This is a genomic window from Streptomyces sp. NPDC059166 (assembly GCF_042755185.1).
GTDB lineage: Bacteria > Actinomycetota > Actinomycetes > Streptomycetales > Streptomycetaceae > Streptomyces.
This window is the reverse complement of record NZ_JBHZCI010000009.1, coordinates 1-24,403: the sequence shown is the minus strand read 5'-3', so window position 1 is coordinate 24,403 and position 24,403 is coordinate 1. Positions and strand designations below refer to the sequence as shown.

Annotated in this window: 15 protein-coding genes and 1 tRNA gene; 9 read left to right on the top strand and 7 right to left on the bottom strand. The window is 71.7% G+C overall.

The features are described from left to right. Positions 1 to 315: 315 nt before the first annotated feature. Complete coding sequence (locus tag ACFXOA_RS09085; RefSeq protein WP_385024220.1) at positions 316 to 819, bottom strand: response regulator; 504 nt, start codon at positions 817 to 819, stop codon at positions 316 to 318. Between the two features lie 137 nt (positions 820 to 956). Between ACFXOA_RS09085 and ACFXOA_RS09080 the strand changes: the two genes are divergently transcribed. Continuing rightward, positions 957 to 1,028 (top strand) — tRNA-Arg (locus ACFXOA_RS09080). 102 nt (positions 1,029 to 1,130) lie between these two features. Here the strand turns inward: ACFXOA_RS09080 and ACFXOA_RS09075 are convergent. Then, on the bottom strand, positions 1,131 to 1,934 hold the full coding sequence (locus tag ACFXOA_RS09075; RefSeq protein WP_385024218.1) for a hypothetical protein: 804 nt from the start codon (positions 1,932 to 1,934) through the stop codon (positions 1,131 to 1,133). A gap of 206 nt (positions 1,935 to 2,140) precedes the next feature. Further along, entirely contained in the window at positions 2,141 to 4,309 is a 2,169-nt protein-coding gene (locus ACFXOA_RS09070; RefSeq protein WP_385024216.1) for an MMPL family transporter, read from the bottom strand. A gap of 283 nt (positions 4,310 to 4,592) precedes the next feature. On the opposite strand from ACFXOA_RS09070, the gene ACFXOA_RS09065 reads away from it, so the two are divergent. Further along, a complete protein-coding gene (locus ACFXOA_RS09065) occupies positions 4,593 to 7,664 on the top strand; it encodes a BTAD domain-containing putative transcriptional regulator (protein WP_385024214.1) in 3,072 nt (1,023 codons plus the stop codon). A gap of 134 nt (positions 7,665 to 7,798) precedes the next feature. Here ACFXOA_RS09065 and ACFXOA_RS09060 read toward each other — a convergent pair whose 3' ends face one another. Beyond that, positions 7,799 to 8,029: a hypothetical protein gene (locus ACFXOA_RS09060; protein ID WP_385024212.1), complete on the bottom strand. Its 231-nt coding sequence runs from the start codon at positions 8,027 to 8,029 to the stop codon at positions 7,799 to 7,801. 206 nt (positions 8,030 to 8,235) lie between these two features. Here ACFXOA_RS09060 and ACFXOA_RS09055 point away from each other — a divergent pair, with 206 nt between their 5' ends. Continuing rightward, positions 8,236 to 9,765 (top strand): tryptophan 7-halogenase, encoded by a 1,530-nt coding sequence (locus ACFXOA_RS09055; RefSeq protein ID WP_385024210.1) that lies wholly within the window; start codon positions 8,236 to 8,238, stop codon positions 9,763 to 9,765. 72 nt (positions 9,766 to 9,837) lie between these two features. Here ACFXOA_RS09055 and ACFXOA_RS09050 read toward each other — a convergent pair whose 3' ends face one another. Further along, positions 9,838 to 10,278 carry a MaoC family dehydratase N-terminal domain-containing protein gene (locus ACFXOA_RS09050; RefSeq protein ID WP_385024208.1) on the bottom strand — a complete coding sequence of 147 codons (441 nt, stop codon included), beginning with the start codon at positions 10,276 to 10,278 and terminating at the stop codon, positions 9,838 to 9,840. Between the two features lie 196 nt (positions 10,279 to 10,474). Here ACFXOA_RS09050 and sbnA point away from each other — a divergent pair, with 196 nt between their 5' ends. Beyond that, positions 10,475 to 11,506 carry a 2,3-diaminopropionate biosynthesis protein SbnA gene (gene sbnA / locus ACFXOA_RS09045; protein WP_385024206.1) on the top strand — a complete coding sequence of 344 codons (1,032 nt, stop codon included), beginning with the start codon at positions 10,475 to 10,477 and terminating at the stop codon, positions 11,504 to 11,506. A gap of 201 nt (positions 11,507 to 11,707) precedes the next feature. Here the strand turns inward: sbnA and ACFXOA_RS09040 are convergent, their stop codons facing one another. Further along, a complete protein-coding gene (locus ACFXOA_RS09040; RefSeq protein WP_385024204.1) occupies positions 11,708 to 12,760 on the bottom strand; it encodes a TauD/TfdA family dioxygenase in 1,053 nt (350 codons plus the stop codon). A 177-nt stretch (positions 12,761 to 12,937) separates the two neighbouring features. After that, positions 12,938 to 13,924 carry an acyl-ACP desaturase gene (locus ACFXOA_RS09035; RefSeq protein WP_385024202.1) on the bottom strand — a complete coding sequence of 329 codons (987 nt, stop codon included), beginning with the start codon at positions 13,922 to 13,924 and terminating at the stop codon, positions 12,938 to 12,940. 151 nt (positions 13,925 to 14,075) lie between these two features. Between ACFXOA_RS09035 and ACFXOA_RS09030 the strand changes: the two genes are divergently transcribed. From ACFXOA_RS09030 to ACFXOA_RS09010, 5 genes are all read left to right on the top strand, one after another. Further along, positions 14,076 to 15,830: a class I adenylate-forming enzyme family protein gene (locus tag ACFXOA_RS09030; RefSeq protein WP_385024200.1), complete on the top strand. Its 1,755-nt coding sequence runs from the start codon at positions 14,076 to 14,078 to the stop codon at positions 15,828 to 15,830. Next, the gene (locus ACFXOA_RS09025) at positions 15,827 to 17,074 is read left to right on the top strand and encodes an aldehyde dehydrogenase family protein (RefSeq protein ID WP_385024198.1); all 1,248 of its coding nucleotides are present in this window, start codon (positions 15,827 to 15,829) and stop codon (positions 17,072 to 17,074) included. Before ACFXOA_RS09030 ends, ACFXOA_RS09025 begins: the two co-directional genes overlap by 4 nt. Further along, positions 17,071 to 18,987, top strand: coding sequence for a thiamine pyrophosphate-binding protein (locus ACFXOA_RS09020; protein ID WP_385024196.1), 1,917 nt, complete (start codon positions 17,071 to 17,073; stop codon positions 18,985 to 18,987). Before ACFXOA_RS09025 ends, ACFXOA_RS09020 begins: the two co-directional genes overlap by 4 nt. Further along, positions 18,987 to 20,255: a beta-ketoacyl-ACP synthase II gene (gene fabF, locus ACFXOA_RS09015; RefSeq protein ID WP_385024194.1), complete on the top strand. Its 1,269-nt coding sequence runs from the start codon at positions 18,987 to 18,989 to the stop codon at positions 20,253 to 20,255. The genes ACFXOA_RS09020 and fabF overlap by 1 nt, the downstream gene beginning before the upstream one ends. 153 nt (positions 20,256 to 20,408) lie before the next feature. Next, positions 20,409 to 24,403: amino acid adenylation domain-containing protein (locus tag ACFXOA_RS09010; protein ID WP_385024192.1), on the top strand; the 3,995-nt coding region annotated here is incomplete at its 3' end.

Sequence of the window (24,403 nt, the reverse complement as noted above, 5' to 3'; positions counted from 1 at the left end):
TATGGGAGGAGGGGGTGCGTCCCGCCAACCGGCTTCGCGATCCGGGCGGCGATCGCCCTGCGGGGAGGCCGCAGCGGAGGTACGGAGAGGCCGCACGGACGGCCTCCGGCCGAAGGCAAGCGGGCCGGCGGACGTACGAGGGCGGGGTCGGGGCGCCTGCCGGAGGCAGCAGGCAGCAGGCAGCAGGCAGCAGGCAGCAGGCAGCAGGCAGCAGGCAGCAGGCAGCAGAGGATGCCCCGGCCGCGGAGGTACGGGAAGCCGGGGCCGGGGGCACGGGCGACGGACCTACCGGAGCGGCCGGATGGCCGGTGGTGGTCAGCCTGCCGTGCTCCGTTCGGTGGCGCCTGCCCCCCACCGGTCCTCGAACTCGCAGCCGCCCTCGGCCTCCTGGTCCCCCTCCCCGCGGGCGAGCCTGCGCACCATGCGCACCAGCTCGCTCGGCTCGAAGGGCTTCGCGAGAAAGGCGTCGATGGCCGCGGCCGTCCCCGACTCGGTGTCCGGGGGTGTGCAGGCACTGATCACGGCGACGGGAAGGTGGCCGGTACGGGGGTCCGCGCGCAGCCTGGCGGCCGTCTGCATGCCGTCGAGGCGGGGCATCACCACGTCGAGGGTGATCACGTCCGGGCGGACCTCGTGCACCAGGTCCAGGCACTCGACGCCGTCGGCCGCGGTCACGACCTCGAAGCCCTCCAGCTCGAGGTTGACCCTGATCAACTGCCGGATGACCTTGTTGTCGTCGACAACGAGCACGCGGCCGGACGCCCCTGACACCCTCCGAGCGTAGGGCGGGCGGAGGCGTCGCGTCCGGCTTTTGCCCACTTCCGTCCCCGCCGGGGTCACCGGGGCTCGCCCGGGCCGAACGGTGGCACCGACTCGGGCGACGCGTAAAACCGGTACCAGGGCACCCTTTCGGAGCTGGTAGGGTTTCACTCGTCGCCGCCGAGCGCAGCGGCAACGCCCCCGTAGCTCAGGGGATAGAGCATCGGCCTCCGGAGCCGGGTGCGCAGGTTCGAATCCTGCCGGGGGCACTTCTCAAGAAGTGCCGAAGAGGACCCCGGTTCCAGCGAAGTCGCTGGAACCGGGGTCCTCTCGCTTGTGGGTCCAGCCGGACGCGGGCGAGAGCCCTTGGCTCAGCCCCCGGCACAACAGGACACCCGCAGGCCCGTATCCAGGTGGGGCAACCGTCCCGAAGTGCCCACACCCCGGTACCCGGCGGACGATTTCCGCCGGTTCGGCAGCAGCGGCCGGAGGAAGCTGCTCGGCTCACCGTGGAAGGTGAGTGCGAGGGCGTCCCTGGCCCGGATGGCCGCGACGAAGAGCAGTGAGCGGGCCCGGTCCAGCTCGCGCCGGTGCCGTGCCGGGTCCGTCCGTTCCCACGCGTCGACGGACGTACGGGGGACGAGTCCCTCGGTCACTCCGGCGATGACGAGGCAGCGGTGCTCCAGGCGCTTGAACCGGTACATGGTGCCGATAGGTACTCCCTGTTCGCCGCGGGGCCCGTCCGCCGTGATCTCGGTCGCGGTGATACCGCGCCTCGCGAGCCGGTCCGCGAGCTGGGTGGCGAGGTCGTTCGTGGGGACGCAGACGGCCGTGGTCTCCCGCGGTACGTCGGGCCAGGCAAGCAGCTGCTCCACCACGAGGTCCATCTCCTCGTCCCAGTTCCGAGCGCCACGCAGGGTGGGGCTCGGGCCGTGCAGCACCGAGTGGTATCCGGCGAGGGTGTCGGCGCCGCCGTCGAGGTCGTCGTAAGCCGCGCCGTCCAGGACCCGGATCGCGTCGTGGAGGATCTCCCTGGTCGTGCGGTAGCTGAGGGTGAGTCTGGAGGAACGGCCCCTTATGTGGATGCCGAGACTTCCGAGGGTGACCTGGTTGTCGTAGATCCGCTGGTCTGTGTCCCCGACGAGGAACATGTCGTCGGGGCCCGACGGTGCCATGGCGCGCAGCATCTTCCGGTGGGCGGCGCCGAGGTCCTGGGCCTCGTCGAGTCGTCCCGCAACGGCTCCATGCCCAGCACCTCCCCCTTACGGCCGGCACGGACCACTCCCGCACGTGGCTCCGGTCCCGGCCCACCCGGCCCACCCAGCTCACGGCCGCTCGGGAGGCCGGACGGCGGGCCCGGTGGGGTCCGGGCCCGCCGGGTTCAGACGCGCGTTCCGTCCCGGTCGTGCGCGGCGGCCGGCGGGCCGGCGGTGGTGGGGGCGCCGCCGGGCTCGGGGGCCGGCCGGTGCCCGGGCCACCAGGCGAGGCGGCCGAGGAGGGCAGTGAGCGTCGGGACCAGCATGATCGCCATCACGAACGCGGTCAGCAGGATCCCGAAGGCCACCGCGAATCCCATCTGCTGGAGCATGGAGTTGGGGGCGAGGACCAGCACGCCGAAGGTGCCCGCGAGGATCACCGCGGCCGCGCCGATGGTCGGGGCGGAGTGCGTGACGGCGCGGACGACGGCCTCCCTGGGAGTGCCGCCCGCGCGGATCTCCTCGCGCAGCCGGGCCACCATGAGGATGTTGTAGTCCGTCCCGATCGCCACCACGAAGAGGTAGACGATCACCGGCAGGGTGAAGAGCAGGCCGTTCTCGCCCTTGAGGCCCTGGAACAGCCAGACCGTCGCGCCGAGGGTGGCGCCGAAGCCGAGGCCGACCGAGAGCATCAGATACAGCGGGGCGACGGCGCTGCGCAGCAGCAGGCCCAGGATGAGCATGATGGCCGCGCCGGCCACCGGGAAGACGAGGCGGTAGTCGTGGTTGACCGCCGTGCGCACGTCCGCCAGGAGGGCTGTCGTACCGCCGACGAGCACGGTCGTGCCCTCGGGCGCGGAGCGGTGGGCCAGGTCGCGCAGTGGGCCGTCGACCAGGCTGATCGCCCGCTCCTCGGAGGGCCCGTGGGTGAGGACCACGGCGTACTGGGCGACCGAGCCGTCAGCCGAGAGGGTCGCCTCCGGGGACATGGTGCCGACACCCTCGGCGCCCTCGAAGGCGGCACGGAACCCGGTGAGGGCGTTCTCGTCGAGCCTGCTGCCGTTCCCGGAACGGACGAGAACCACGGTGGGGTCGGTCTGGCCGGCCGAGAAGCCCTTCTCGAGGTCCTTGGCGGCGGTCACCGACTCCAGGTCCTGCGGCATCGACGCCGCCCCGTCGAACTCGGCCTTGAAGCCGAGGGTGCCCACCGCGAGTACCGCCAGCAGTCCGGCCGAGAGGGCGGCGAGCAGTGCCGGGCGCTTCGCGACGAGCGTGCCCGCCCTGGTGGACAGCCTGTTCCTCGCGGGCCTCTGCCACGACTTGGACGGCCAGAACGCCTTGGCGCCCAGCATCGAGAAGACGGCCGGCACCAGGGTGAGGCCGGCCGCGAGTGTCACGGCGACGGCGATGGCGAGGGCCGGTCCCATCGCGCGGAGCATGCCCATGCTGGACATCAGCAGCGCCAGGAAGGCCACGATCACCGCTCCCGCCGCCGAGGCGATGGTCTCGCCGACCACGGACACGGACCTCAGCATGGCTTCCTTGGGGGCGGTGCCCTCGCGGAGCTGCTCGCGGAAGCGGAAGAGCAGGAAGAGGATGTAGTCGGTGCCGACGCCGAAGAGGACGACGATCAGGATCGTGGAGATCGACGCGTCGGCCTGGAGGCCGCCGAGGTCCGCCGCGAAGGAGATCAGTCCGGTGGCCACCACGTAGGCCACGGCGATCAGCAGGACCGGCAGGACGGCGATGAGGGGGCTGCGGAAGATGGCGAGCAGCAGGACGACGATGAGTGCGAGCGTGGCCAGCATGATCATCGCGTCGGTGTCACCGGCGGACTCCATCGAGTCCAGTGCGACCGCGGCGGATCCGGTGAGGCCGGCCCGCAGGTCGGTTCCGGAGAGCAGCGTCTTTGTCTCGGCGCGCAGTTCGCGCATGGAATCGATCAGCTCGAGATCGGCCGGGTCCTCGACGGTGGCGATGACGGACGCGAGGGCTATCTTCCCGTTGGGGGAGACGGACTGCGGACCGGTCTGTACGGCCTTGACGCGTGGCAGTTCCCGGTCGGTCAGCCCGGCGGCCACCTTCGCCACGTCCGCGAGGTCCTTCTCGGTGAGTTCCGTGCCGTCCGCGCGCTGGAACACGGCGATGGCGGCCGGCTGTTCGTGCTGCGGGAACGCCCGCTTCTCCAGATCGGCGACCTGGACGGACTCGTAGTGGGAGGGGAGAAATTCAGCCTGATCGCTGGTGGCCTTCAACTGGGGTGCCAGTGTGGCCAGTGCCACCGCGGCCAGCAGCCAGACCACGACCGTGATCCAGGGGCGGCGGACGGCGAGACGTCCGGTCCATCCGAACATGGTGGGGGGCTCCTTCGTTCGTTTCCCGATCCCGCCCCTCGTCCGATCAGGAAGAAGGTCCGTGTGTCGTGCCCGGGAATCAGGTCGCGTGAGTCGGCGGCTCACGCTAATTGCCGCTTCTATAACGGAACTTGCACCAAGTGATTCACGTTGTGATCGCAGTGGCAACATCTTGATCGGGTACGGTGACGGGCCATGGATACCAGGTGAAGATCGGCCATTGGTGGAGAAGGCGCGACAACGACGTCGCTGCCGCAAGGAAGTGGGGGCAACGGTGCTTCAGGTGGTCTTCCGGATTCTGGGACCGCTGGAGATCCACGCGGGTGGCCGCACCGTGCCACTGCAGGGAGCGAGGCAGCGCAGCCTGATGGCGATGCTGCTGCTCTCCCCGGACCGTGTCGTCTCCGTCGACTCCCTGGCCGAGGCGGTGTGGCACGGGAAGCCGCCGGCCACCGCCCGCAACCAGATCGCCATCTGTGTGTCCGCCGTCCGCAAGACCTTCAAGACGGCGGCCGGCATCGATGACATCCTCGCCACCAGCCACCCCGGCTACATGCTCCTGTCGGGTGAACACCGCATCGACGCGGTCGAGTTCGACCGCGCCGCGGCGCTCGGCCGAGAGGCCTGCCGAAGCGGCCGGATCCAGGAGGCGTGCACCCATTTCGAAGAGGCTCTCGCGATGTGGCGGGGGCCGGCTCTGGACGGGATCGGCGCGGAGCGCGTCGAGACGGAGAGCGCGCGGCTTGAGTCGTTGAGGCTCGACGTGTACGAGGAGTACACCGGGTTACGCATCAGGCTCGGCCGCCACCGCGAACTGCTGGGCGAGCTGACCGCCTTCACCCGTGAGCACCCGCTGCGCGAGCAGGCACTCGCCCATCTGATGCTGGCCCAGTACCGGTCAGGCCGGCGGGCGGACGCGCTGGAGGCGTACCGCAGGGGGCACCGCCGGCTCGCGGACGAGCTGGGGATCGATCCCGGGCCGGCCCTCCAGGAACTCCACGACTCGATCCTCGCCGACGCGCCCGACCTCGGCGCCCCCCGGGCGACCGTCACCGTGGCGCCTCAGGCCCCGGTCCCCGCACAACTCCCCTCGGACATAGCATCTTTCACCGGCCGGGATGCCGAACTCAGGTCCCTTGACCGCCTGCTGGAGCGGGTCGGGAGCGGCGCTCTGACGGTGGGTACGGTCACCGGGACCGGGGGCGTGGGCAAGACCGCGCTGGCCGTGCACTGGGCGCATCAGGTCGCGGCCCGGTTCCCGGACGGCCAGCTCTTCGCCGACCTCCGCGGGTACGACGGCGAGGAGGCCCCGCGCCGCCCCGACACCGTGCTGGACGGCTTCCTGCGCGCCCTCGGGGTGCCGGTGTCCCAGATACCGGAGGGCCGGGACGAGCGCGCCGACCTGTTCCGCAGTGTGCTGGACGGCCGGAGGGTCCTGATCGTCCTGGACAACGCCCGCTCCTCCGCACAGATCCGGCCCCTGCTTCCCGGCACAGGTCAGTGCTGCGTCCTCGTCACCGGGCGCGACGCGATGGACGCGGCGCTCGCCGGGGACTACTCCCTGCGGTCGCTGAACCTCGGCCCGCTCGACGACGGCGAAGCGGTCGACCTGCTGGTGAAGGTCGCGGGCGACGACTGGCTCGCCACCGACCCGGTAGGCACGGCACGGCTGGTCGAGCTGTGCGACCGGCTGCCGCTCGCCCTGCGGATAGCGGCGGCCCGGCTCGCCGCCAAGCCGCACTGGTCGGTACGGACCCTGGTGACGCGCCTGGAGGACCAGCGCCGAAGACTCGACGAACTGAGCCCGGACGAGCGCGGTGTGCGCGCGGGACTACGGCTCAGCCACCGGGATCTGGCCCCGGGCGCCGCCCGGATGTTCCGGAGGCTCGGCCTGCTGGCAGTCCCGGACTTCGCCGCCTGGGCGGGCGCCGCCCTGCTGGACATCGACCCGGTGGACGCCGAGGACCTGATCGAGGAGCTCGTCGACGCGCAGCTCCTGGAGCCTCGCCGGCCGGGCGCGGACGGACAGGTGCGCTACCGCTTCCAGGAGCTGGTGCGGCTGTTCGCCCGCGAGTGCGCGTACGCGGAGGAGGGCGAGGAGGACCGCGGGGAGGCGGCGCGGCGCGCCTACGCGGCGTGGCTGGGGCTGGCCGAGGAGGCCCACCGCCGGCTCTACGGGGGCGACTTCACCGTGGTCCGGGCGAAGGCGCCCGGGCATCCACTGCCCAGGCATCTGGTGAACGCCCTGCTCGACGGTCCGATGGACTGGTTCGAGGCGGAGCGCGCGGCGATCACCGGTCTGGTCGAGCAGATCGCGCATGCGGTGACGACCGGGGAAGGACACCGCGACAACGCGTCGTACGCGTGGGGGCTGACGACGGCGAGCGTAGGACTCTTCCAGAGCCGCAACTTCCTCGAGGACTGGCGGCGCTGTGCCGAGGTGTCGCTCGCGGTGGCCAGGCGGGTGGGCGACCCGCTGGGTGAGGCGACGATGCTGCACTCCCTCGGCACCCTGGAGATCGTCCGCTGGGAGTACGAAAGCGCCCACCAGCGGCTCGGCCTGGCACTGCGGCGCTTCGAGGAACTGGACGAGCAGCGGGGCCGGGCGCTCACCCTGCGCAACATGGCGCTCTGCGAACGCCACTGGGGTGCCCTGCGTCTGGCGGCGGAGCACGGCCAGGAATCGCTGGAGGCGTTCCGGGCGGTCGGCGACCAGTACGGGGAGGCGTACGTACTGGGTCTGCTCGCCAAGATCGCGCTGGAACGCGGTGCGGCGACGGCCAGCCTGGAACTCGCGGCGGAGGCCGTCGCCCGCTGCCGTGCGCTGGGCACCGCGCGCGGTGAGGCGCAGAGTTCGGTGCGGTACGCGGAGGCCCTGACCTGGCTGGGCGAGGGGCGCCGCGCGGAGAAGGCGTGCCGCCGGGCCCTGGACCTCGTACGGCAGACCGGCGATCTGCGCGGTGAGGCGCACGCGCTGCGGGCGCTCGGTGAGGCGCTGTGGCGGCAGGATCGCACGGCGGACGCGGAGGCGGCCCTGCGGGAGGGACTTGTGGTGGCCCGGGAGGTGCCGGACCGGTTCCTCGAGGGGCAGGCGGCAGCCGTGCTGGGCTGTCTGCTGGTGTTGCGCGGTGACCGGGCGGGCGCCGTGGAGCGGGTCCGGGACGCGGCGCGGCTCTTCACCGAGGCGGGGGCGGGGCGCCGTTGGCGTGAACGTGCGCAGCGTCTGCTGGATGTCGTGGACCAGGGTGAGCGGGACGCGGACGGCGCCGCGACCGTGACGCGGCTGGCGACGGACGAGCTGCTGGCCCTGACGAGGCTTCCGCCGGTCTCCGACTGGAAGAGGCCCAAACTCTGACGGGCACCGGCGGTGCCCGATCCGGCGCAGCAGGTGCCCGGGGGGACGCTGCCCACGTCGCGGTGGTTGCAGAGGTGCGCGGCCCGGCCAGGGGCGGGTCCGGCCGGGCGCGGGCCGGGGTTGTGACGGGGGCGTCACGCCATCTCGGGGGCGATCCAGGGGTCGTCGCCGGTGGGCGTGTGACCGGTCCCCGCGTGGGCCCGGGCGACGTTCGCGGCTGCCGCCCGCACGCCCGTGGACGAGTCGTCGGCGTAGGCCGCCGGGAGACCGCCGAGGGCTCCGGCCGCCGCCAGGAGCAGAGCCGCGCCGGACAGAAGACCCGCGACCGGAGCGACCCGCTGCGGGTGGAGAGAGGAGCTCTGCATGGTTTCCCCCTGAGTATGTGGGTGTGTGCGTGTCCCCGCCGGATCGTCCCGCGGTATGTCCGGAACACTAGTCAGAGCCGCTTTCTTGATTCTTTCGAAACAGTTTCTCTCTCCCGACCTGTGAGGAAAGAGAAGTTGTAGAGGTTTTCTGCAGACCTCGGGGATCGCATCGGCATATGGGAAGCCTCATAAGAAGCGTCGTCGTCGTGGGAGACACCACGGCCGGCTGGCTCAGCGCCGCCTACCTCGCAGCCGTCCTGGGAAGGACCGTGGAGGTCACCGTCCTGGAGACCGGGCAGGACGCGGCGGCACACGGAGGCGTGCAGGCACTGCCCCCCGAGACGCAGTCCATGCTGTTCGACCGGATCGGAATTCCGGAGTCCGATTGGATGCGGGCCTGCGACGCGTCCTTCCGGGTCGCGACACGCTATTCCCACTGGCGCACCCAGGGCCCCACGCGGTGGGCCGACAGGCAGCTGCCCTCCGGCGGGCTCGATCGCTTCTACGACCCGGTCGGGGACAGCCGGACCAGGATCTCGGGCTTCCCGCTTCCGTACTTCTGGGCCCGGCGGCGGAGCTCGGCGCGGACCCTGGAGCCGCTGGACCGGGCCTGTTTCCGCGAACCACCGCTGCTGGACGCACGCAAGGCTCCCCGCTGGCTGGACGGCCGGGCGGCCCTGCCCTACGGCTGGCACGTCGACGGCCGGCTGTTCGTGGCGTACCTGCGCCGTCTGTCGCTCCGGGGCGCCGGGGTGCGGACGGTGAGGGGAACCCCGCAGGGCGTGGAACGCGACGCGCAGGGCCACGTCTTCGCGCTCGTCACGACCGGCGGGCTCCGGATCACGGGTGACTTCTTCCTCGACTGCACGGGGGCACGGGCCACGCTGCTCGCCGGCGCACTCGGCGAACCCCGGGCCGGAGACGGCGACCGGTCGCTCTGCGACGAGGTGGTCACGCTCACCGCCCCCGCCGGCCGGGCGGGCATCGCCCCCTACACGAGTCTGCTGGCCACGCCCGACGGCTGGCTGTGGCGGATGCCGCTGCCGGGCCGTACCGGGGTCGGGCGGGTGTACGCGAGCGCCTTCACCCGCCCGGAGTCCGCCGCACGGGAGCTGGCCGAGCTGTGCGGGCTCGATCCGTCCACGGCCGACGTGTCCGTCCACCCTCTGCCGCAGGGCCGCAGCCGCCGTACCTGGGTGAAGAACGTCCTCGCGGTGGGCGGTTCGGCGCACACCGTGGAGCCGCTCGACAGCGCCGCGGAGGTACGCGGTGTACTCGCGGCGCTGCGGGGTCTCGTACGGCACTTCCCGTCCGCGGACGCCCGTGAGGCCCCGGCCGCCCGCTTCAACCGGGAAGCCGAGCTGCGCCACGAGGCCGAACGGGACTTCGTCCAGCTTCACCACGCGGCCGGCCCCCGCCGGGACTCGCCGTTCCTGCGCGCCCAGTCATCCCTGCCGGTGTCCGCCGCGGTGGAGGACAGGATGGCGGCCCACCGGGAGGGTCACCCGCTGTGCGGCGCTCGGGAGGTGCGGCAGTACGCCCTGCTCGCCGCCCTGGACAGCGCGCTCCCGGCCGTACCGCCCGCGCTCGCGCATCTGCGCGCGGAACGGCGGGAGGCGGACGAGCACTTCGCGAGGATCGCGCGGCAGCAGCGCATCCTCGGTGAGACACTGCCGACGGCGAGCGCCTACCTGGCCCGCCTGCACGGCACACGCGGGCCGATCCACGCGGAATGAGGGCGTCCCCCGCTCACCGGTACGGGCGCGCCCGTACCGGTGAGCGGGCGGAGGGCCACCGGGGGAAGGTGGTCAGGCACGCGAGACGAGCGCCATCCGGATCGTTGCCACCGGAAGGTCCTCCGCGTCCTGGGCCTCCGCCCGCAGTTCGATCACGTCGTTGCCGGCGAGGGACCTCACGGAGTCGATGTGCACCACCAGCCGCAGCACATCCCCGGCGTACACGGGCCGGGTGAAGGAGAACCGCTGGTCGCGGTGGACCACCCGGTAGTAGTCCAGACCCAGTTCCGGGTCGTACACCACGGGGTCGGTGGCCCGCTGCATCAGGACGGCGAGGAAGGTCGGCGGTGCCAGCACGTCCCGGTGGCCCAGTTCACGGGCCGCCCCGGGATCGTGGTGGGCCGGGTGGTCCGCCCCGACAGCCCTCGCGAACTCCCGTATCTTCTCGCGGCCGACCTCATACGGCTCGGTGGGGGGGTAGACGCGTCCGGCGAACGCGGAGTCGAGAGGCATGATGATTCCAATTCGCGTGTGGGGATGCGGATTTGCTGAACGAACAGCAGAGCGTCCCACCCTATGGGCCACCCCGGACGGTGTTCCGCGGCCTTATAGATCGCCCATAGCGCGCCCGCGCACGCTCGGCACTCCCAGCATCGCCGTCTACGAAGGGAGAGCCGTGTCCGCAGGGCTCAAAGGCATTCTCTCGGCGGTGGGCGGTACCCCGCTCATCGAACTGGAGCGGCTGGTCCCCGGCTTCTCCTCCCGTGTGTACGCCAAGGCGGAACGCTTCAACCCGGGCGGAAGCATCAAGGACCGCTCCGCGCTGAGTATGCTGCTCGGGCCGCTCAGGTCGGGCCGCCTGGTACCCGGCCGCTCCACGGTGGTCGAGTCGAGTTCCGGCAACCTCGCCATCGGGCTCGCGCAGATCTGCCGGTACTACCGGCTGCGCTTCGTCTGCGTCGTGGACACCCGCACGACCGCCCAGAACGTCGCGATCCTGCGCGCATACGGGGCGGACGTGCGCACCGTCACCGAGCCCGACCCGGTGACCGGGGAGCTGCTGCCCCAGCGGCTGAAGCTGGTCGCCGAGCTGCTGGAGGAGATTCCCGACGCGTACTGCCCCGACCAGTACTCCAACCCTCTCAACCCGAAGGCCCACCTGGCCACCATGGCCGAGATCGACGAGGCCCTCGACGGCGACATCGACTACCTGGTGCTGTCCGTCGGCACCTCGGGCACGCTCGGCGGCTGCGCCGAGTACATCCGTGACCACGGGCTGAAGACGAGGATCGTCGCGGTGGACGCCGTCGGAAGCGCTCTGTTCGACTCCCCCACCAGCTGCCGCCGGATGGTCCCCGGTCACGGGGCGTCCGTACGGCCGGCCGTGTTGAACAGGCAGGACGCCCACCAGGTCGTGCACGTCGGCGACCTGGAGTGTGTGGTGGGCTGCCGCCGGCTGATGGAGCGTGAGGCGGTGCTGGCGGGCGGGTCGTCCGGGGCGGTGGTCTCCGCACTGGAGCTGATGGCCCCGGAGATACCGGCGAACTCGACCTGTGTCCTGGTTCTCCCGGACGGCGGCGACCGCTACCTGGACACCATCTACGACGACGCCTGGGTGCGCCGCCAGTTCGGCGAGGTGTCCCACCTCTGGAAGCACCAGGCCGGCTCACCTTGCTCCCCCGGTCACACCGACTTCCCCGAATCGGGGTGGACGGAGCGGGGAGAGGCGGCTCCGTCCTGACCCGGGCCCGGGGTGCTCGGTCCGGCACTCGCCCGATCGGCCCGGAGACGGGTGGCCGACGTCTCGTGCGGCGTCTGCCTGGAGCGCCAGGCGCACGAAGGGGCTCCGGGAGTCGTACTCCCGGAGCCCCTTCGTCGTCCGTCCCTCCGGTCACCCGAGCGGCGCATCTGTCGACCGCGCGCGGACCGGCCCGGCTCACGTTCAGTCGAGCACGGCACCGGCCGCGTGGCGCTGCGGCCGGTTACGGCGGCTGTCCAGCGAGGCGTACACCCGGTGCAGCCAGCGATCCGTTCCGTCGTAGCGCGGCACGAACGGCGAACGGCCGTGTACGGCCAGGCGGTTGTCGACCACCGCGAGGTCACCCGGAAGAAGTGCCACGGCGGTGTTCACCCTCAGGAACACCTCCCGCAGCTCGGCCATGGCCTCTCGGGCCTCCCCGTCGAGCGGGTGGGTGGCGTGGAAGTCCACCAGGATGTCCGGGTCCTCCGGCGCGCCCGGAAGGATCGGGTGCGCGGGCGCCGCCCCCTCGCGGCCGTCGAAGGACGGCGGCGCCTCGGTGAGGAACCGGGCCTCCGCGAGAACGCCACGGGTCTGCTCGGACAGCAACGGCAGGGCGCGCCGCACGGACGCGGTGCGCAGCCGGGCCTCGCCCGAGGGATCCTCCCTGACGCACATCAGGCCGATGTAGTCGGGCCGGTTGTCGTGGAAGGCGTTCTCGACGTGCATCTCCAGCACTTCGGAACCGGCGTTCGACTGCTGACTCTCCTGACCGGGCACAGGCACCACGTTCTGCACCAGGGCGCCGGTCTTCTCGTTGCGGAAAGCGATCACCTCACCGAGCTGGAGCATCGCCGCGGTGACGACCGCCGCCGCCACCGTCGCGGTGCGCTCGACGGAGCCTGCGAGCATGGGCGTCGGCGGCAAGGTGCGGTCGGCCGCGACGACGGGCAGGTTGCGCACCAGGAGCACACCGTCGGGGCCCGCGTCGTGACGGAAGGCCCGCAGCTCGGCGAGGAGGCGGAGCGGCAGCCCGGCCGAGGCGTCGCGGACCTCCCGTATCCACTGGAGGTCGTCGGTGGCGGCGGGCGCGGCGCCCACGAGCCGGTCGGCGAGCGCGCCTACCTGCGCGTGCTCGGATTCGGTGAGCACCACGGCGGCGGGATGCTCGGCGGCGGGGGCCGCGGTGGCCCCCTCTGAAGTCCGCGTCAGGGACATGGAAGTGCCTTCGCTGTCGATGAGGTGAGGTGAGGTCACGGGCAGTCTCACCTGGGCACCTATACCGTCCCTATGCGGGCGATTTCGCCCGCCCGCACAGGCATGGGCGGTGACGGCCCAGCCACGTTGCCGCCTTGTCGCGTTGCCGCCTCGTTGCCTTGCAGCCCAGCCGCCTTGCAGCCCTGCCGCCTGCTGAGACCACCGGACATGGATCGTTCAGACCGCCGCCCGCCCGGCCTCCCGGGCCAGGCGCTCCTCCCGGCGCGCGGTGAAGCGGGAGGCACGCCGCTCCAGGGCGCCCAGGAACGCGGCCAGTTCTTCCCGGGCCTGCTCGCCGACCGGTCCGAAGTCCGCGCGTTCGAAGATGCTCAGATGGCGCAGGATCGGCATCACCACCTTGTCGTGGTGGAGTTGGAGGTCGTAGATGCCGGCCATCGCGATCATCATGGAGAAGCGAGCGAAGTCGGGCTGGTTCTCGCCCGGCATCCGGAAGTCCAGCAGCACGCCGCGGATGGCGAGCATCACATCGTCGGGCGCCAGTTCCAGAGCGGCTTCGAGCAGGTTCCGGTAGAAGAGCATGTGCAGGTTCTCGTCCGCCGCGATCCGGGCGAGGAGCTGCTCGGCGACGGGACAGCCGGTGGCGACCCCGGTGTTGCGGTGCGACACGCGGGTGGCCAGCTCCTGGAAGGCGACGTAGGCCAGGGTCTCCAGGATGCCGCCCGGCGCTCCACCGCTGCCCGCCGACATGTGCTGGAGGCGGCGGCGCTCCAGGTCGACGGGATCGACAGCCCGGGTCACCACCAGGTAGTCACGCAGCGCGATGCCGTGCCGCGCCTCCTCGGCGGTCCAGCGGTTGGTCCACTCCCCCCAGGCCGCGTCCCGGCCCAACGTGCCGGCGAAGTCGCCGTGATAGCCGGGCAGGTTGTCCTCGGTCAGCAGGTTGACGACGAGCGAGGCCCGCACGGCCGGGTCCAGCGTGGTGTCCCCCGGTGACCAGTCCTCGCCACCGAGGAAGGCGTAGTCGCGGCCCCGGCTCCAAGGCACGTAGTCGTGCGGGTTCCAGTCCCGTACGACCTTGAGGTGGCGGTCGATGTTCTGGGCGACGACCGGCTCCAGCTCGTGCAGCAGCACAAGCTCCCGCTTCGGATCGGGCGTTCGGGACTGGGCCGCCGGGGCCTCGTCTGCGGTCCTGGTGGGTGTCATGGTCTCCCCCTCGACGGTGCGGATCCCCTCGACGGTAGACCAAGAATGACCACTCTTCGGCGGCTCGTGGCAAATATAGATCACCTGTAGCCCGGTTCGTACTATCACGTTCGAAGTAATCGAAGTTCGGGCCGGGGGGTGTGCTGGGCGGATGCTCATCGATACAGGAGGCGGACGGTTGTCGTCGGCCGGTGTGGACGACGTAAGCCGTGCCGTCGCACACGAATTGAGGAAACGGGGGATAAACGAGCACAGCAGGGTTCTGCTGACCGGGGAGAATACTCAGGAACTGATTCTCACCCTGTTCGCCCTGATGGAATGCGGCGTCTCCGTCGCCCTGGTCGACCGGAACACTCCCGCCGCCCAGCAGGCGGCGCTGGCCGCCGGCGCCGGCGTGGACCGCGTCCTCACCGACAACGCCCTGCCCGCCGCCGTCCTGCCGGCCGGAACACGTCAGGAGATCCTGGCGGAACTGGTCGCCGCGGCCCGATCCGGATCCCATGCCGCCGCGGAGGCCCGGACGGCCAACGGCGCCGAGGCGTGCGAGGACGCGGGGAGCGGCGCGGTCGGGGATGCCGGGTACGGTGCGCGGGCGGGGACCGCGCCACTCGACTTCGGGCGCTGGTTCGCCCGTGACGACGCGCTGATCGTGTGGAGTTCCGGCAGCACGGGCACCCCCAAGGGCATCGTCCGTTCCGGGGCCTCCGTGCGCGCCAACATCGCGCGGTCCGCGGACCGCATGGCGTACAGCGCGCACGATGTCCTGCTGCCGCTGCTGCCCTTCACGCACCAGTACGGGCTGTCCATGCTGCTGCTGTGGCGGCGGACCGGCTCGACCCTGGTCCTCCAGACCAGCAGCCGGCGCGTGGACCGGGCGGTGGAGGCGATCGCCGCGCACGGCGTCACCGTCGTCGACGCGGTCCCCGCCACCTACCTCACCCTGCTCAACCTGGTGGACGGCGCCCGGACCCGCGTCGACGCGCTCGGCTCGGTGCGGATGTGGTGCGTGGGCGGGGAACCGCTGGGCCGTGAGCTGGGGGAACGGTTCGCCCGGACGGTCGGCAGCCCCCTGCTCGACGGATACGGCAGCAGTGAGGCCGGAAACATCGCGCTCGCCGTGCACCCCGACCCGCGGGGCTGCGGACGCCCCCTGGACGGCATCGAGGTGGTCGTCCTGGACGAGGCCGGACGTCCTCTCCCCGCGGGCGGGACCGGCGAGGTGGTCGTTCGCACCCCGGACTTCATGACCGGCCTGCTCGGGCCCGGCGGCTCGGTGCTGCCGGTCGGGCGGGAGGCGTACCACACGGACGACATCGGCCGCCTGGACGCGGAGGGCAACCTCACGGTCCTCGGCCGCAAGAACGCCGTGCACCGCAACGGGCACACCCTCTATCCCGACTCGATCGCCGACCGGGCCGCCGCCTGCGGCGCTCCCGTACAGGTCGTGCCGGTGCAGGGTGACCGGGACTCCCGGGTCCACCTGGTCTTCTTCGTCGCCGACCCGTCGGACCGGCCGGCCCCCGAATGGCGCCGGAGCCTCGCGGGGTGCGTGGCGGAACACGAACTCCCCAACCGAGTGGTGGTCCTACCGGAATTCCCACTGAACAGCACCGGAAAGGTCGACCGCCAGGCACTGCTGAAATGCGCGCGGAGCGAAATCGCGCAGCGAGAGCGGAAAGGACCGCACGATCCGGGCGAACAGCGGGGTGTGCGGGAGTACCGAAAGGCACAGGAAGAGCGGGAATCCGTGCAGCCGAAGATCCCGCAGCAGCCAACCCGGTCGCCGGACGAAACGATGCGGGAAAGCGTTCCGGACGAAGTGCCGCTGCGAGAGACGACACCGCGGGAAAAGACGGTACCGGGAGAAACGATGCCGCGTGAATCCATGAGAGGCGTACTGCAATGATTCAGGTGCTGGCCCGGGAAGAGACCGAGCCCCCGGAGGCGTACGACATTCCCTTCGGGGAACGGCTCACGGCCCTGCGCGACGTGGCGGAACTGCTCCGCACCCGTCGCGAGGAAGTCCTCCAGTTGCTCTTCGAGACGTGCAACTACCGCACCGCGTGCGGTGAGATCGACGTCGCCCTCGAGACGCTGGAGGGTGCCTGTGACGAGGTGACCCGGTTCCGGCCGCCGCGACTGGGGCAGATCGGCGTGCTGATGCCGTCGAACATCCCGCTCTACAGCTACATCCTCTACCTGCTCATCCCCAGCCTTTACAGCGAGCGGGTGGCGTTCCGCCCCTCGGGGCGTATCAGCGGCCAGACCGAGAAGATCCACAAACTGCTCGGCAGCGTGCACGACCTGCCCATCGAGCAGTGCCTGACGGGACAGCGCGAATTCCTCGACACCGAGGCCTCCCGGTCCGAGGTGCTGGTCTTCACCGGCACGTTCGAGAACGCGGAGAAGATCCGCGGGCGGCTCCGCAAGGACCAGCTCTTCCTGTACTTCGGGCAGGGCGTCAACCCGTTCGTGGTCGGTCCGGACTCCGACCTCAGGAGCGCCGTCGACGGAGCGCTGCACGCGCGCATGATGAACTCCGGCCAGGACTGCTTCGGTCCTGACGTCTACTTCGTGCACACGTCGATCAGCTCGCAGTTCTGCAACCTGCTCTCCCGCAGGGTCAGTTCCCTCAGGCACGGGCGTAACGAGGATCCTGGCGCCGACTACGGATCGATGTACTACCTGGACGCCTTCGAGACCGCTCTCAGTCACCTCGTCGACAACCGCGCGTTCATCGCGGCGGGCGGGCAGGCGGATCTGAGCGAGGGGCATCTCAGTCCGACGATGCTGGTGCGTCCCGTCGAGTCGTCGGTCCGGCCGCCGGAGCTGTTCGCCCCGATCTTCAACGTGGTGCCGTACACCAGCCGTGAGTGGCTGCGGTCGATCCTCACCCACCAGTACTTCGAGGAGCGGGCGATGGCCGCCACCGTCTACGGCGACGACCCGGAACTGGTGGAGGTTCTCGGCCGCCGCCACACCGTGAGCGTCAACCAGACGCTCGTCGACGTCGAGAACGGCAACGCCCCCTTCGGCGGTACCGGCGTGCGCGCCAACTACGCGGCCATCGGCGGCGAGCGCTACAGCGAGCCGTTGCTGATCTCCAAGGCGGCGGCGGACCACGCGATACCAGCAGGTGGCCAGCGGTGACCGCCGCCGAGGCGCAGTCCTCCGCTCAGGACGGGCAGGCCGCGGACACGGTGGTACGGAACACCGTCACGGGCTGCTGGCAGGCTGTCGCCGGGGTCCTCGCGCGGGCCGGCGTCGGTGACGCGTTCGGGCTGCCCGCCGACGACCTCGATCTCCTCGCCGCACTGGACCCGTCGGGAATCCGGCTGGTGCTCTGCCGCGACCAGCGCAACGCCCTGTTCATGGCGACCGGGTACGCGCTCCAGTCAGGGCGTACCGGTATCGCCTTCACCGGTAAGGGCCCGGCCGTCACCAACGCCCTCACCGGGCTCCTGGAGGCCAGGTCCTCGGCGGCACCGGTGGTCCTGCTGTCCGCGGGCACCTCCGCGGACAGGCGCGGCGCCGGCGCCTTCCAGGAGCTCGACCAGCTCTCCCTGGTCGCGCCGCTGGTGAAGTGGGCGGCGCGGGTCGACGACCCGGCACGCCTGGTGCCGATGCTGCGACGGGCCCTTCTGGTCGCACGCGAGGGCGTCCCCGGGCCGGTCTACCTGGAGCTGCCCGATCACCTGCTGACCGCCGAGATCCCGTGTGACGCCCCCGCCACCGGTGCCGGCCCCGCCGCCTACGAAGCGGTGCGGCCCCGGACGGTGCAGCTCTCCGAGGACTCGGATGCCATCGGGCTGCTGAAGTCCGCCCGGCTGCCGGTCCTGCTGATCGGCGGCGGGATGCGGCACAACAACGGGGCACGGAAGCTGGAGCGGCTCGCCGACCACATGGGCGCGGCCGTGTTCTGCACGGCCAGCGGGAGGGGCGCGTTCGACGAGAGCCACCCACGGTTCTGCGGCCTCGCCGGGCTCTACCTGCCGGAGGCGGCGGCGGAGCTGTGGCAGGAGACGGACTGCGTGATCAGCCTGGGCAGCCGACTGGAGGAGACTGCGACCTTCGGCTGGCCAGGCCGCATCGGCACCGAGGTGCCGGTGGTCCAGGTCAACGTGGACGCCGCCGAGTTCCACACCGACTACGCAGGGCCGAAGGTGCTCGCCGACGCCGCCGCCCTGGTCGCGGGCCAACTGGCCCGGGAGTCGGTCTGTGAGCCGGACGCCGGCTGGACCCGCCGCGCCGCCGCGGTCCACGCGGGCCTGCACGCCGCGCACCGCGACCACCTCACCGGCCTCGCGGAGAAGCCGGAGCTGCACATCGCGGAGGTGCTGGCCACGCTCCGCGAGGTTCTGCCCGACGACCTCGTCCTGGTGCAGGAGAACGGCCTCCAGGACATGTGGTCCTACCGCTACCCGGTGCACAGTGTCGCCCGGGCCGGCGGCTCCGTCGTCCCCTCCGAGCAGACGAGTCTGGGCTTCGGCGCGGCTGCCGCCGCCGGTGTGAAGGCGGCGGCACCCGGGCGGCCCGTGGTCGCCTTCGTCGGGGACGGGGCCTTCGGGCTCTTCGAGTCCGACCTGGTCACGGTCGCCGAACAGCAGCTCGGGGTGCTGTACGTCGTCCTGGACAACGGTGGCTACGGCTGGCTCCAGAGCCAGCTCGACCAGCGTGAACGACCACTCCCCCGATACCGGTTCGCCGACCAGGACTCGCCTTCCGTCCACGGGCGGGAGGTGCGGGGCGTGGAACGTCGCCTGGTCACCGACAAGGCCGCGCTGCGGGCCGAGGTCGAGCAGGCGTGGAAGTTCTGCCGATCGGGCCGCCCGGTGGTCCTGCGCGTACCGGTCACCATGGCCGACTCCCTGTTCGGGGCGGTGGCGGGCGGCGGCGACTTCCCGCTCCTGCCGGCCCCGGACGACGCCGGCGGGCGGGCGGACGGCGGGCAGGAACCCGCGGCAGCCGGCCGGACCGCCGCACCCGGCGCCGCGGAAGCGCCGCCCGCACCGGGCGCCTCCGCACCACCCGAGATGAACGTCCCGACCGAGGGGAGCCTGTGATGGCGACGGACACGACACGCGCAAGTACCGCCCGTACCAGGGTCGTCATCACCGGTTGGGGCATGGTCACCCCTCTCGGCCTGGACACCGCCGCCACCTGGGACGCACTGCTCGCCGGGCGGAGCGGCATCGGGCCCATCACCCAGATCGAGGCCCACGACCTGCCCGTCCAGATCGCCGGCGAGGTCAAGGGCTTCGACGCCACCCAGCTCCTGTCGTACAAGGTCGTCCGCCGTACCGACCCCTACGCCCGTTACGCGCTCGTCGCCGCCCTGGAGGCCCTGCGGCACGCCAAGCTGACGGTCGACGAATCCGAGGCGGACCGGGTGGGAGTCCTCATCGGCAGCGGCTACGGCCCCATGAAGTCCGTCGCCGACCACACCCGCAACCTGGACGCCAAGGGTCCCCGCTCCGTCTCACCGATGTCGGCCGTCACCGGCGCCATCGACAACGCCCCCGGCGAGATCACCATGGCCACCGGGGCTCGTGGCCCGTCCCGCGCACTCAGCAGCGCCTGCGCGTCCGGCACGGACGCCCTCGGCGAGGCGGCCCGCTGGATCCGCAGCGGGGCGTGCGACGTGGTCGTAGCGGGCGGTGCGGACGACATCATCACCCGGGTCGACATCGCGGGCAGCGGCAATGCCCGTGCCCTGTCGACCCGTCAGGGCGACCCGGCCGAGGCCTCCCGCCCGTTCGACGAGGACCGCGGCGGCTTCGTGATGGCCGCCGGTGCCGGTGTGGTCGTCATGGAGTCCGCCGAGCACGCTTTGGCGCGGGGCGCGCACATCCTGGCCGAGGTCGCCGGGTACGGGGCGACCTCCGACGCCTACCACTGGACGGCCCCGCACCCCGAGGGGGTCGCGGCACGCCGGGCCATGCGGGAGGCACTGCGGGACGCGGACCTCGCACCTGCGGACGTCGACTACGTCAACGCCCACGGCACCGGCACCCAGCTGAACGACCAGTCCGAACTCACCTCCCTGAGAGCCGTGTTCGGGGAACGCATCGAGCAGATCCCGGTCAGCTCCACCAAGTCCATGACCGGGCACATGATCGGCGCCGCGGGCGCCGTCGAAGCCATCGTCGGCTGCCTGGTCATCAACGAAGGCAGGGTGCCACCCACCATCAACTGCCACCGTCCCATCGACGAGAAGGTCAACTTCGTCGCACACACCGCGCAGGCGCACGACGTCGACGTGGTGATGAGCAACTCCTTCGGCTTCGGCGGCCACAACGCGGTCGTCGTGCTCCGCCGCTGGGCCGCCTGACCCCATCGGTCCCGGCCCGGCGCACTGTCCCGGGCCGGGACCGTTCTGCCGTCCCGGCCCGGGAGCGGCGGCCGCACAGCCCCGGTACGGCGCCCGACGCGCCGCACCACCGACAGATCTCACGCACGCATGCAGTCCTCGGGGAGATTCGACATGACGACGTCCGCGTCCACGCCCATGGAACCGGTACCCACCGCGCCCGTGGATGCGCGCAGGCCGCTCACTGCCGCCCAGCAGGGAGTCTGGTACGCGCAGCAGCTGAACCCGGACAACGCGTTCCTGGTGAGCGAGTACCTGGAGATCCACGGGCCGATCGACGTGGCGCTCTTCGACCGGGCCCTCAGTCTCGCCCTCGTCGAGCTCGACACCGCGCGCGTCAGGTTCGTCGAGGACGAGGACGGCCTGTGGCAGTGCCCCGACTCGACCGAGATCCGTCTGGAGTACATCGACCTGGGCGACCGCCCGGACGCCCGCGAGGAAGCCGTGCGCATCATGAAGGGCCGGCTCACCGAGCCCTTCGACATCACGGTCGGACCGCACTTCCTCGACATCCTCTTCCGGATCGCCGACGACTGCTTCTTCTACTACCAGCGCAACCACCACATCATCGGTGACGGCATGGGCGGCCGGATGTACTCCCAGCGCCTCGCCGAGATCTACACGGCCCTCGTCTCCGGCACCGAGTACAGTCCGCGGACCTTCGCCACCCTGGACGAGTTCATCGCCCAGGACACCGGCTACCGCACCTCCGAGAAGTTCCTCGGAGACCAGGAGTTCTGGCGTTCGCGGATGGCGCGTCGCCCCGAGGCGGTCTCCCTCACCGCCCGCACCGCCCCCGCCACGGTCGCCTTCCGGCGCAGTTCCGCTCACATCCCCCCGCAGATCATGGAGGACCTCAAGCGGGTCTCGCGGGACAGCCGCGCTCCCTGGGCCATCGGTCTGCTGGCGGCCGTGGGCGGTTACCTGCACACCGTGACCGGTGTGCGCACCCTGCCCCTGGGCTTCCCCCTCCAGGCCCGCACCACCCCGGTGCTCAGGGCGACCCCCGGCCTGACCGCGAACGTGCTTCCGCTGGTCCTCGACATCACCCCCTCGACGACCTTCGCCGACCTGGTGCGCCAGTGCGCGATCGAGGCGCGCTCCGTCGTCCGGCACCAGCGGTACCGGCAGGAGGACATCGCCCGCGACCTCCAGGCGGCGGGCGGCGGCAACCGGACGGCCGGCGTCGTCGTCAACGTCATGCCCTTCGACTACGACATCACCTACGGGGGCCACCCGGTCACCGCCCACAACATGTCGAACGGGGTCATCGACGACATCGAGATCAGCGCCTACGACCGCAACGACGGCCGCGAGGTCCTGCTCAACTTCGACGGCAACGGCGACCTCTACACGGAAGCGGAGATCGCCACCCACCACGCCCGCCTGCTCCGCTTCCTCACCGGCGTCCTCGCCCGTCCCGATCTGCCTCTCGGCCGTATCGACGTGCTCGACGACGCCGAGCGGACGCTGCTGCTGGACGACTGGAACGACACCGCGGCCCCGGACGACACCGGCCTCCACCACATCGTCGCCCGCGTCCAGGCACACGCACAGGCCCGCCCCGGCGCGGTCGCGGTGGTCGACACGGACGGAACCCCCGTCACCTACACGGCGCTCGCGGCCCGGGCCGCCGCGCTCACCCGTGACCTGGTGGCGGCGGGCACCGGGCGGGGCGACGTGGTGGGCGTACCGGGCGTGCCGGGCGTGGGATTCGTCGCGTCCGTCCTCGGCGTGATGGGCGCGGGCGCCGCGTACGTCCCCCTCGACCCGGACGCCCCCGCGGCGCGCAACGCCTCCCTCCTGGAGCGCTGCGCCGCCACCGCGCTCATCGCCCCCGTCCACCTCACGGACCTCGCGGACGAACTGACCGCCGGGACGGACGTGCGCGTGGTGGCGGAGCGCGGCGAGGGCTGTCCCTGGGAGGCCCCGGTCGGCAGTGGCGACGACCTGGCGTACGTCATCTTCACCTCCGGCTCCACCGGTGAGCCGAAGGGCGCGATGGTCCACCACCGCGGCATGAACAACCACCTCCTGGCCAAGGTGACGGACTGCTCGCTGACCGCCGACGACACCGTCGTCGAGAACGCGCCCCTCACCTTCGACATCTCCGTCTGGCAGATGCTCGCCCCACTCACCGTGGGCGGCACCGTGCGGTTCGTCGACCGGGAGACCGCCGTCGACCCGTGGAAGCTGTTCGCCCTCACCGCCGCCGAGCGGATCCCCGTCCTGGAGGTCGTCCCCTCCCTGCTGCGCGCCGCCCTCGACGGCTGGTCCGCCGCCGGCACCGAACCGCCGGCCCTGCCCGACCTGCGGCTGCTGATGGTCACCGGCGAGGCGCTGCCCCGCGACACGGCCGCGCACTGGCTCCGGTCGTACCCGGCGATCCCTCTGGTCAACGCGTTCGGTCCGACCGAGTGCTCCGACGACGTCACCCACGCGGTCATAGACACCACCGCCCTGGCGTCCATCGACGAGGCCGCGCCCGTCCCGATCGGCCGGCCCGTCCGCAACACCCGCCTCTACGTGCTGGACGACCGGCTGCACCCGGTGCCCGCGGGCACCCCCGGCGAGCTGTACGCGGCCGGCACCGGTGTCGGCCGCGGCTACCTCGCCGACCCCGCGCGCACGGCGGCAGCGTTCGTCGCCGACCCGTTCTCCGGCGAACCGGGGGCGCGCATGTACCGCACGGGCGACTACGTCCGGCACGACAGCGAGGGCCTCCTCGTCTTCCTGGAGCGCAGGGACCACCAGGTCAAGATCCGCGGCTACCGGATCGAGCTCGGCGAGATCGAGTCCGCGCTCACCACCCACCGGCGGGTGGCACAGGCTGTCGTGACGGTACGTGAGGACAGCCCGGGCCGGCAGCAGATCGTCGCGTACGTCGTCGCCGCAAACTCCCCGGGCGACTCGGACGGGACGCCTGACGCGGACACCTGGGAGCTGACCGCCCATGAGCTGAGGGAACATGCCGCGTCCCGGCTTCCCGAGTACATGGTGCCGGCCGCCTTCGTGCCCCTCGACGCCCTACCGCTCACGCCCAACGGCAAGCTGGACCGCAAGGCGCTTCCCGCTCCCGGGTCGACTGCCGGTGAGGGCCGCGCCCCGCGCACCCTGCCCGAGCAGACCCTGTGCTCCCTCTTCGCCGAGGTGCTCGGTCTGGAGCAGGTCGCCCTCGACGACGACTTCTTCGAGCTCGGCGGCCACTCCCTGCTCGCCACCCGTCTCGCCGGACGCGCCCGCGCGGCCCTCGGGGCCGAGGTCTCGGTCCGCGACATCTTCGAGGCCCCCACCGCGGCCCGTCTCCTGACCCGGCTCGGGGCCTCAGCCACCCCGTCCGCCGCGGCCATCCCGGCGCTCACCGGGCGAGAACGTCCCCAGGTGCTCCCGCTGTCGTTCGCCCAGCAGCGGCTGTGGTTCCTGGACCGTCTCGACACGGGCGGCGGCACCTACAACATCCCGCTCGCGGTGCGTCTGGAGGGCGCGCTGGACGCGGTCCGGCTGCATGCGGCGCTGGATTCGGTGGTGGCCCGGCACGAGTCGCTGCGCACCGTCTTCCCGGCCGTGGACGGCGAGCCCCGGCAGGTCGTCCTGCCGTCCGCGAAGATCGACTTCCAGGTCCGCGAGACCACGCCGGACGCCCTGGGCCCCCTGCTCGCCGAAGAGGCAGGCCGCGCCTTCGACCTGTCCTGCGGACTTCCGCTGCGCGCGGTTCTGTTCACACTCTCGGACGACATCCACGTGCTGTTGCTGGTGGTGCATCACATCGCGGGTGACGGATGGTCGCTGGCCCCGCTGATGCGCGACCTCGAAGCCGCCTACACCGGACGCGAACTGCCACCCCTGCCCGTGCAGTACGCCGACTACGCCCTCTGGCAGCGCGAAACCCTCGGATCCGAGGACGACCCCACCAGCCTCATCACACGACAACTCACCCACTGGCAGGAAACCCTCAAAAACCTGCCCGAAGTCCTGGAACTCCCCACCGACCGGCCCAGGCCCCCCGTCGCCACACACCGCGGCGGACGCACCACCTGGAACCTCGACGCACCCACCCACACAGCCCTGGCCGAACTCGCCCGCCACTCCGGCGCCAGCCTCTTCATGGT

Excerpts from the sequence above, each read along its gene's own strand:
- ACFXOA_RS09075 (WP_385024218.1), bottom strand. The coding sequence starts at position 1,934 with ATGGCACCGTCGGGCCCCGACGACATGTTCCTCGTCGGGGACACAGAC.
- ACFXOA_RS09070 (WP_385024216.1), bottom strand. The coding sequence starts at position 4,309 with ATGTTCGGATGGACCGGACGTCTCGCCGTCCGCCGCCCCTGGATCACG.
- ACFXOA_RS09060 (WP_385024212.1), bottom strand. The coding sequence starts at position 8,029 with ATGCAGAGCTCCTCTCTCCACCCGCAGCGGGTCGCTCCGGTCGCGGGT.
- ACFXOA_RS09050 (WP_385024208.1), bottom strand. The coding sequence starts at position 10,278 with ATGCCTCTCGACTCCGCGTTCGCCGGACGCGTCTACCCCCCCACCGAG.
- ACFXOA_RS09035 (WP_385024202.1), bottom strand. The coding sequence starts at position 13,924 with ATGACACCCACCAGGACCGCAGACGAGGCCCCGGCGGCCCAGTCCCGA.
- ACFXOA_RS09030 (WP_385024200.1), top strand. The coding sequence starts at position 14,076 with ATGCTCATCGATACAGGAGGCGGACGGTTGTCGTCGGCCGGTGTGGAC.
- ACFXOA_RS09025 (WP_385024198.1), top strand. The coding sequence starts at position 15,827 with ATGATTCAGGTGCTGGCCCGGGAAGAGACCGAGCCCCCGGAGGCGTAC.
- fabF (WP_385024194.1), top strand. The coding sequence starts at position 18,987 with ATGGCGACGGACACGACACGCGCAAGTACCGCCCGTACCAGGGTCGTC.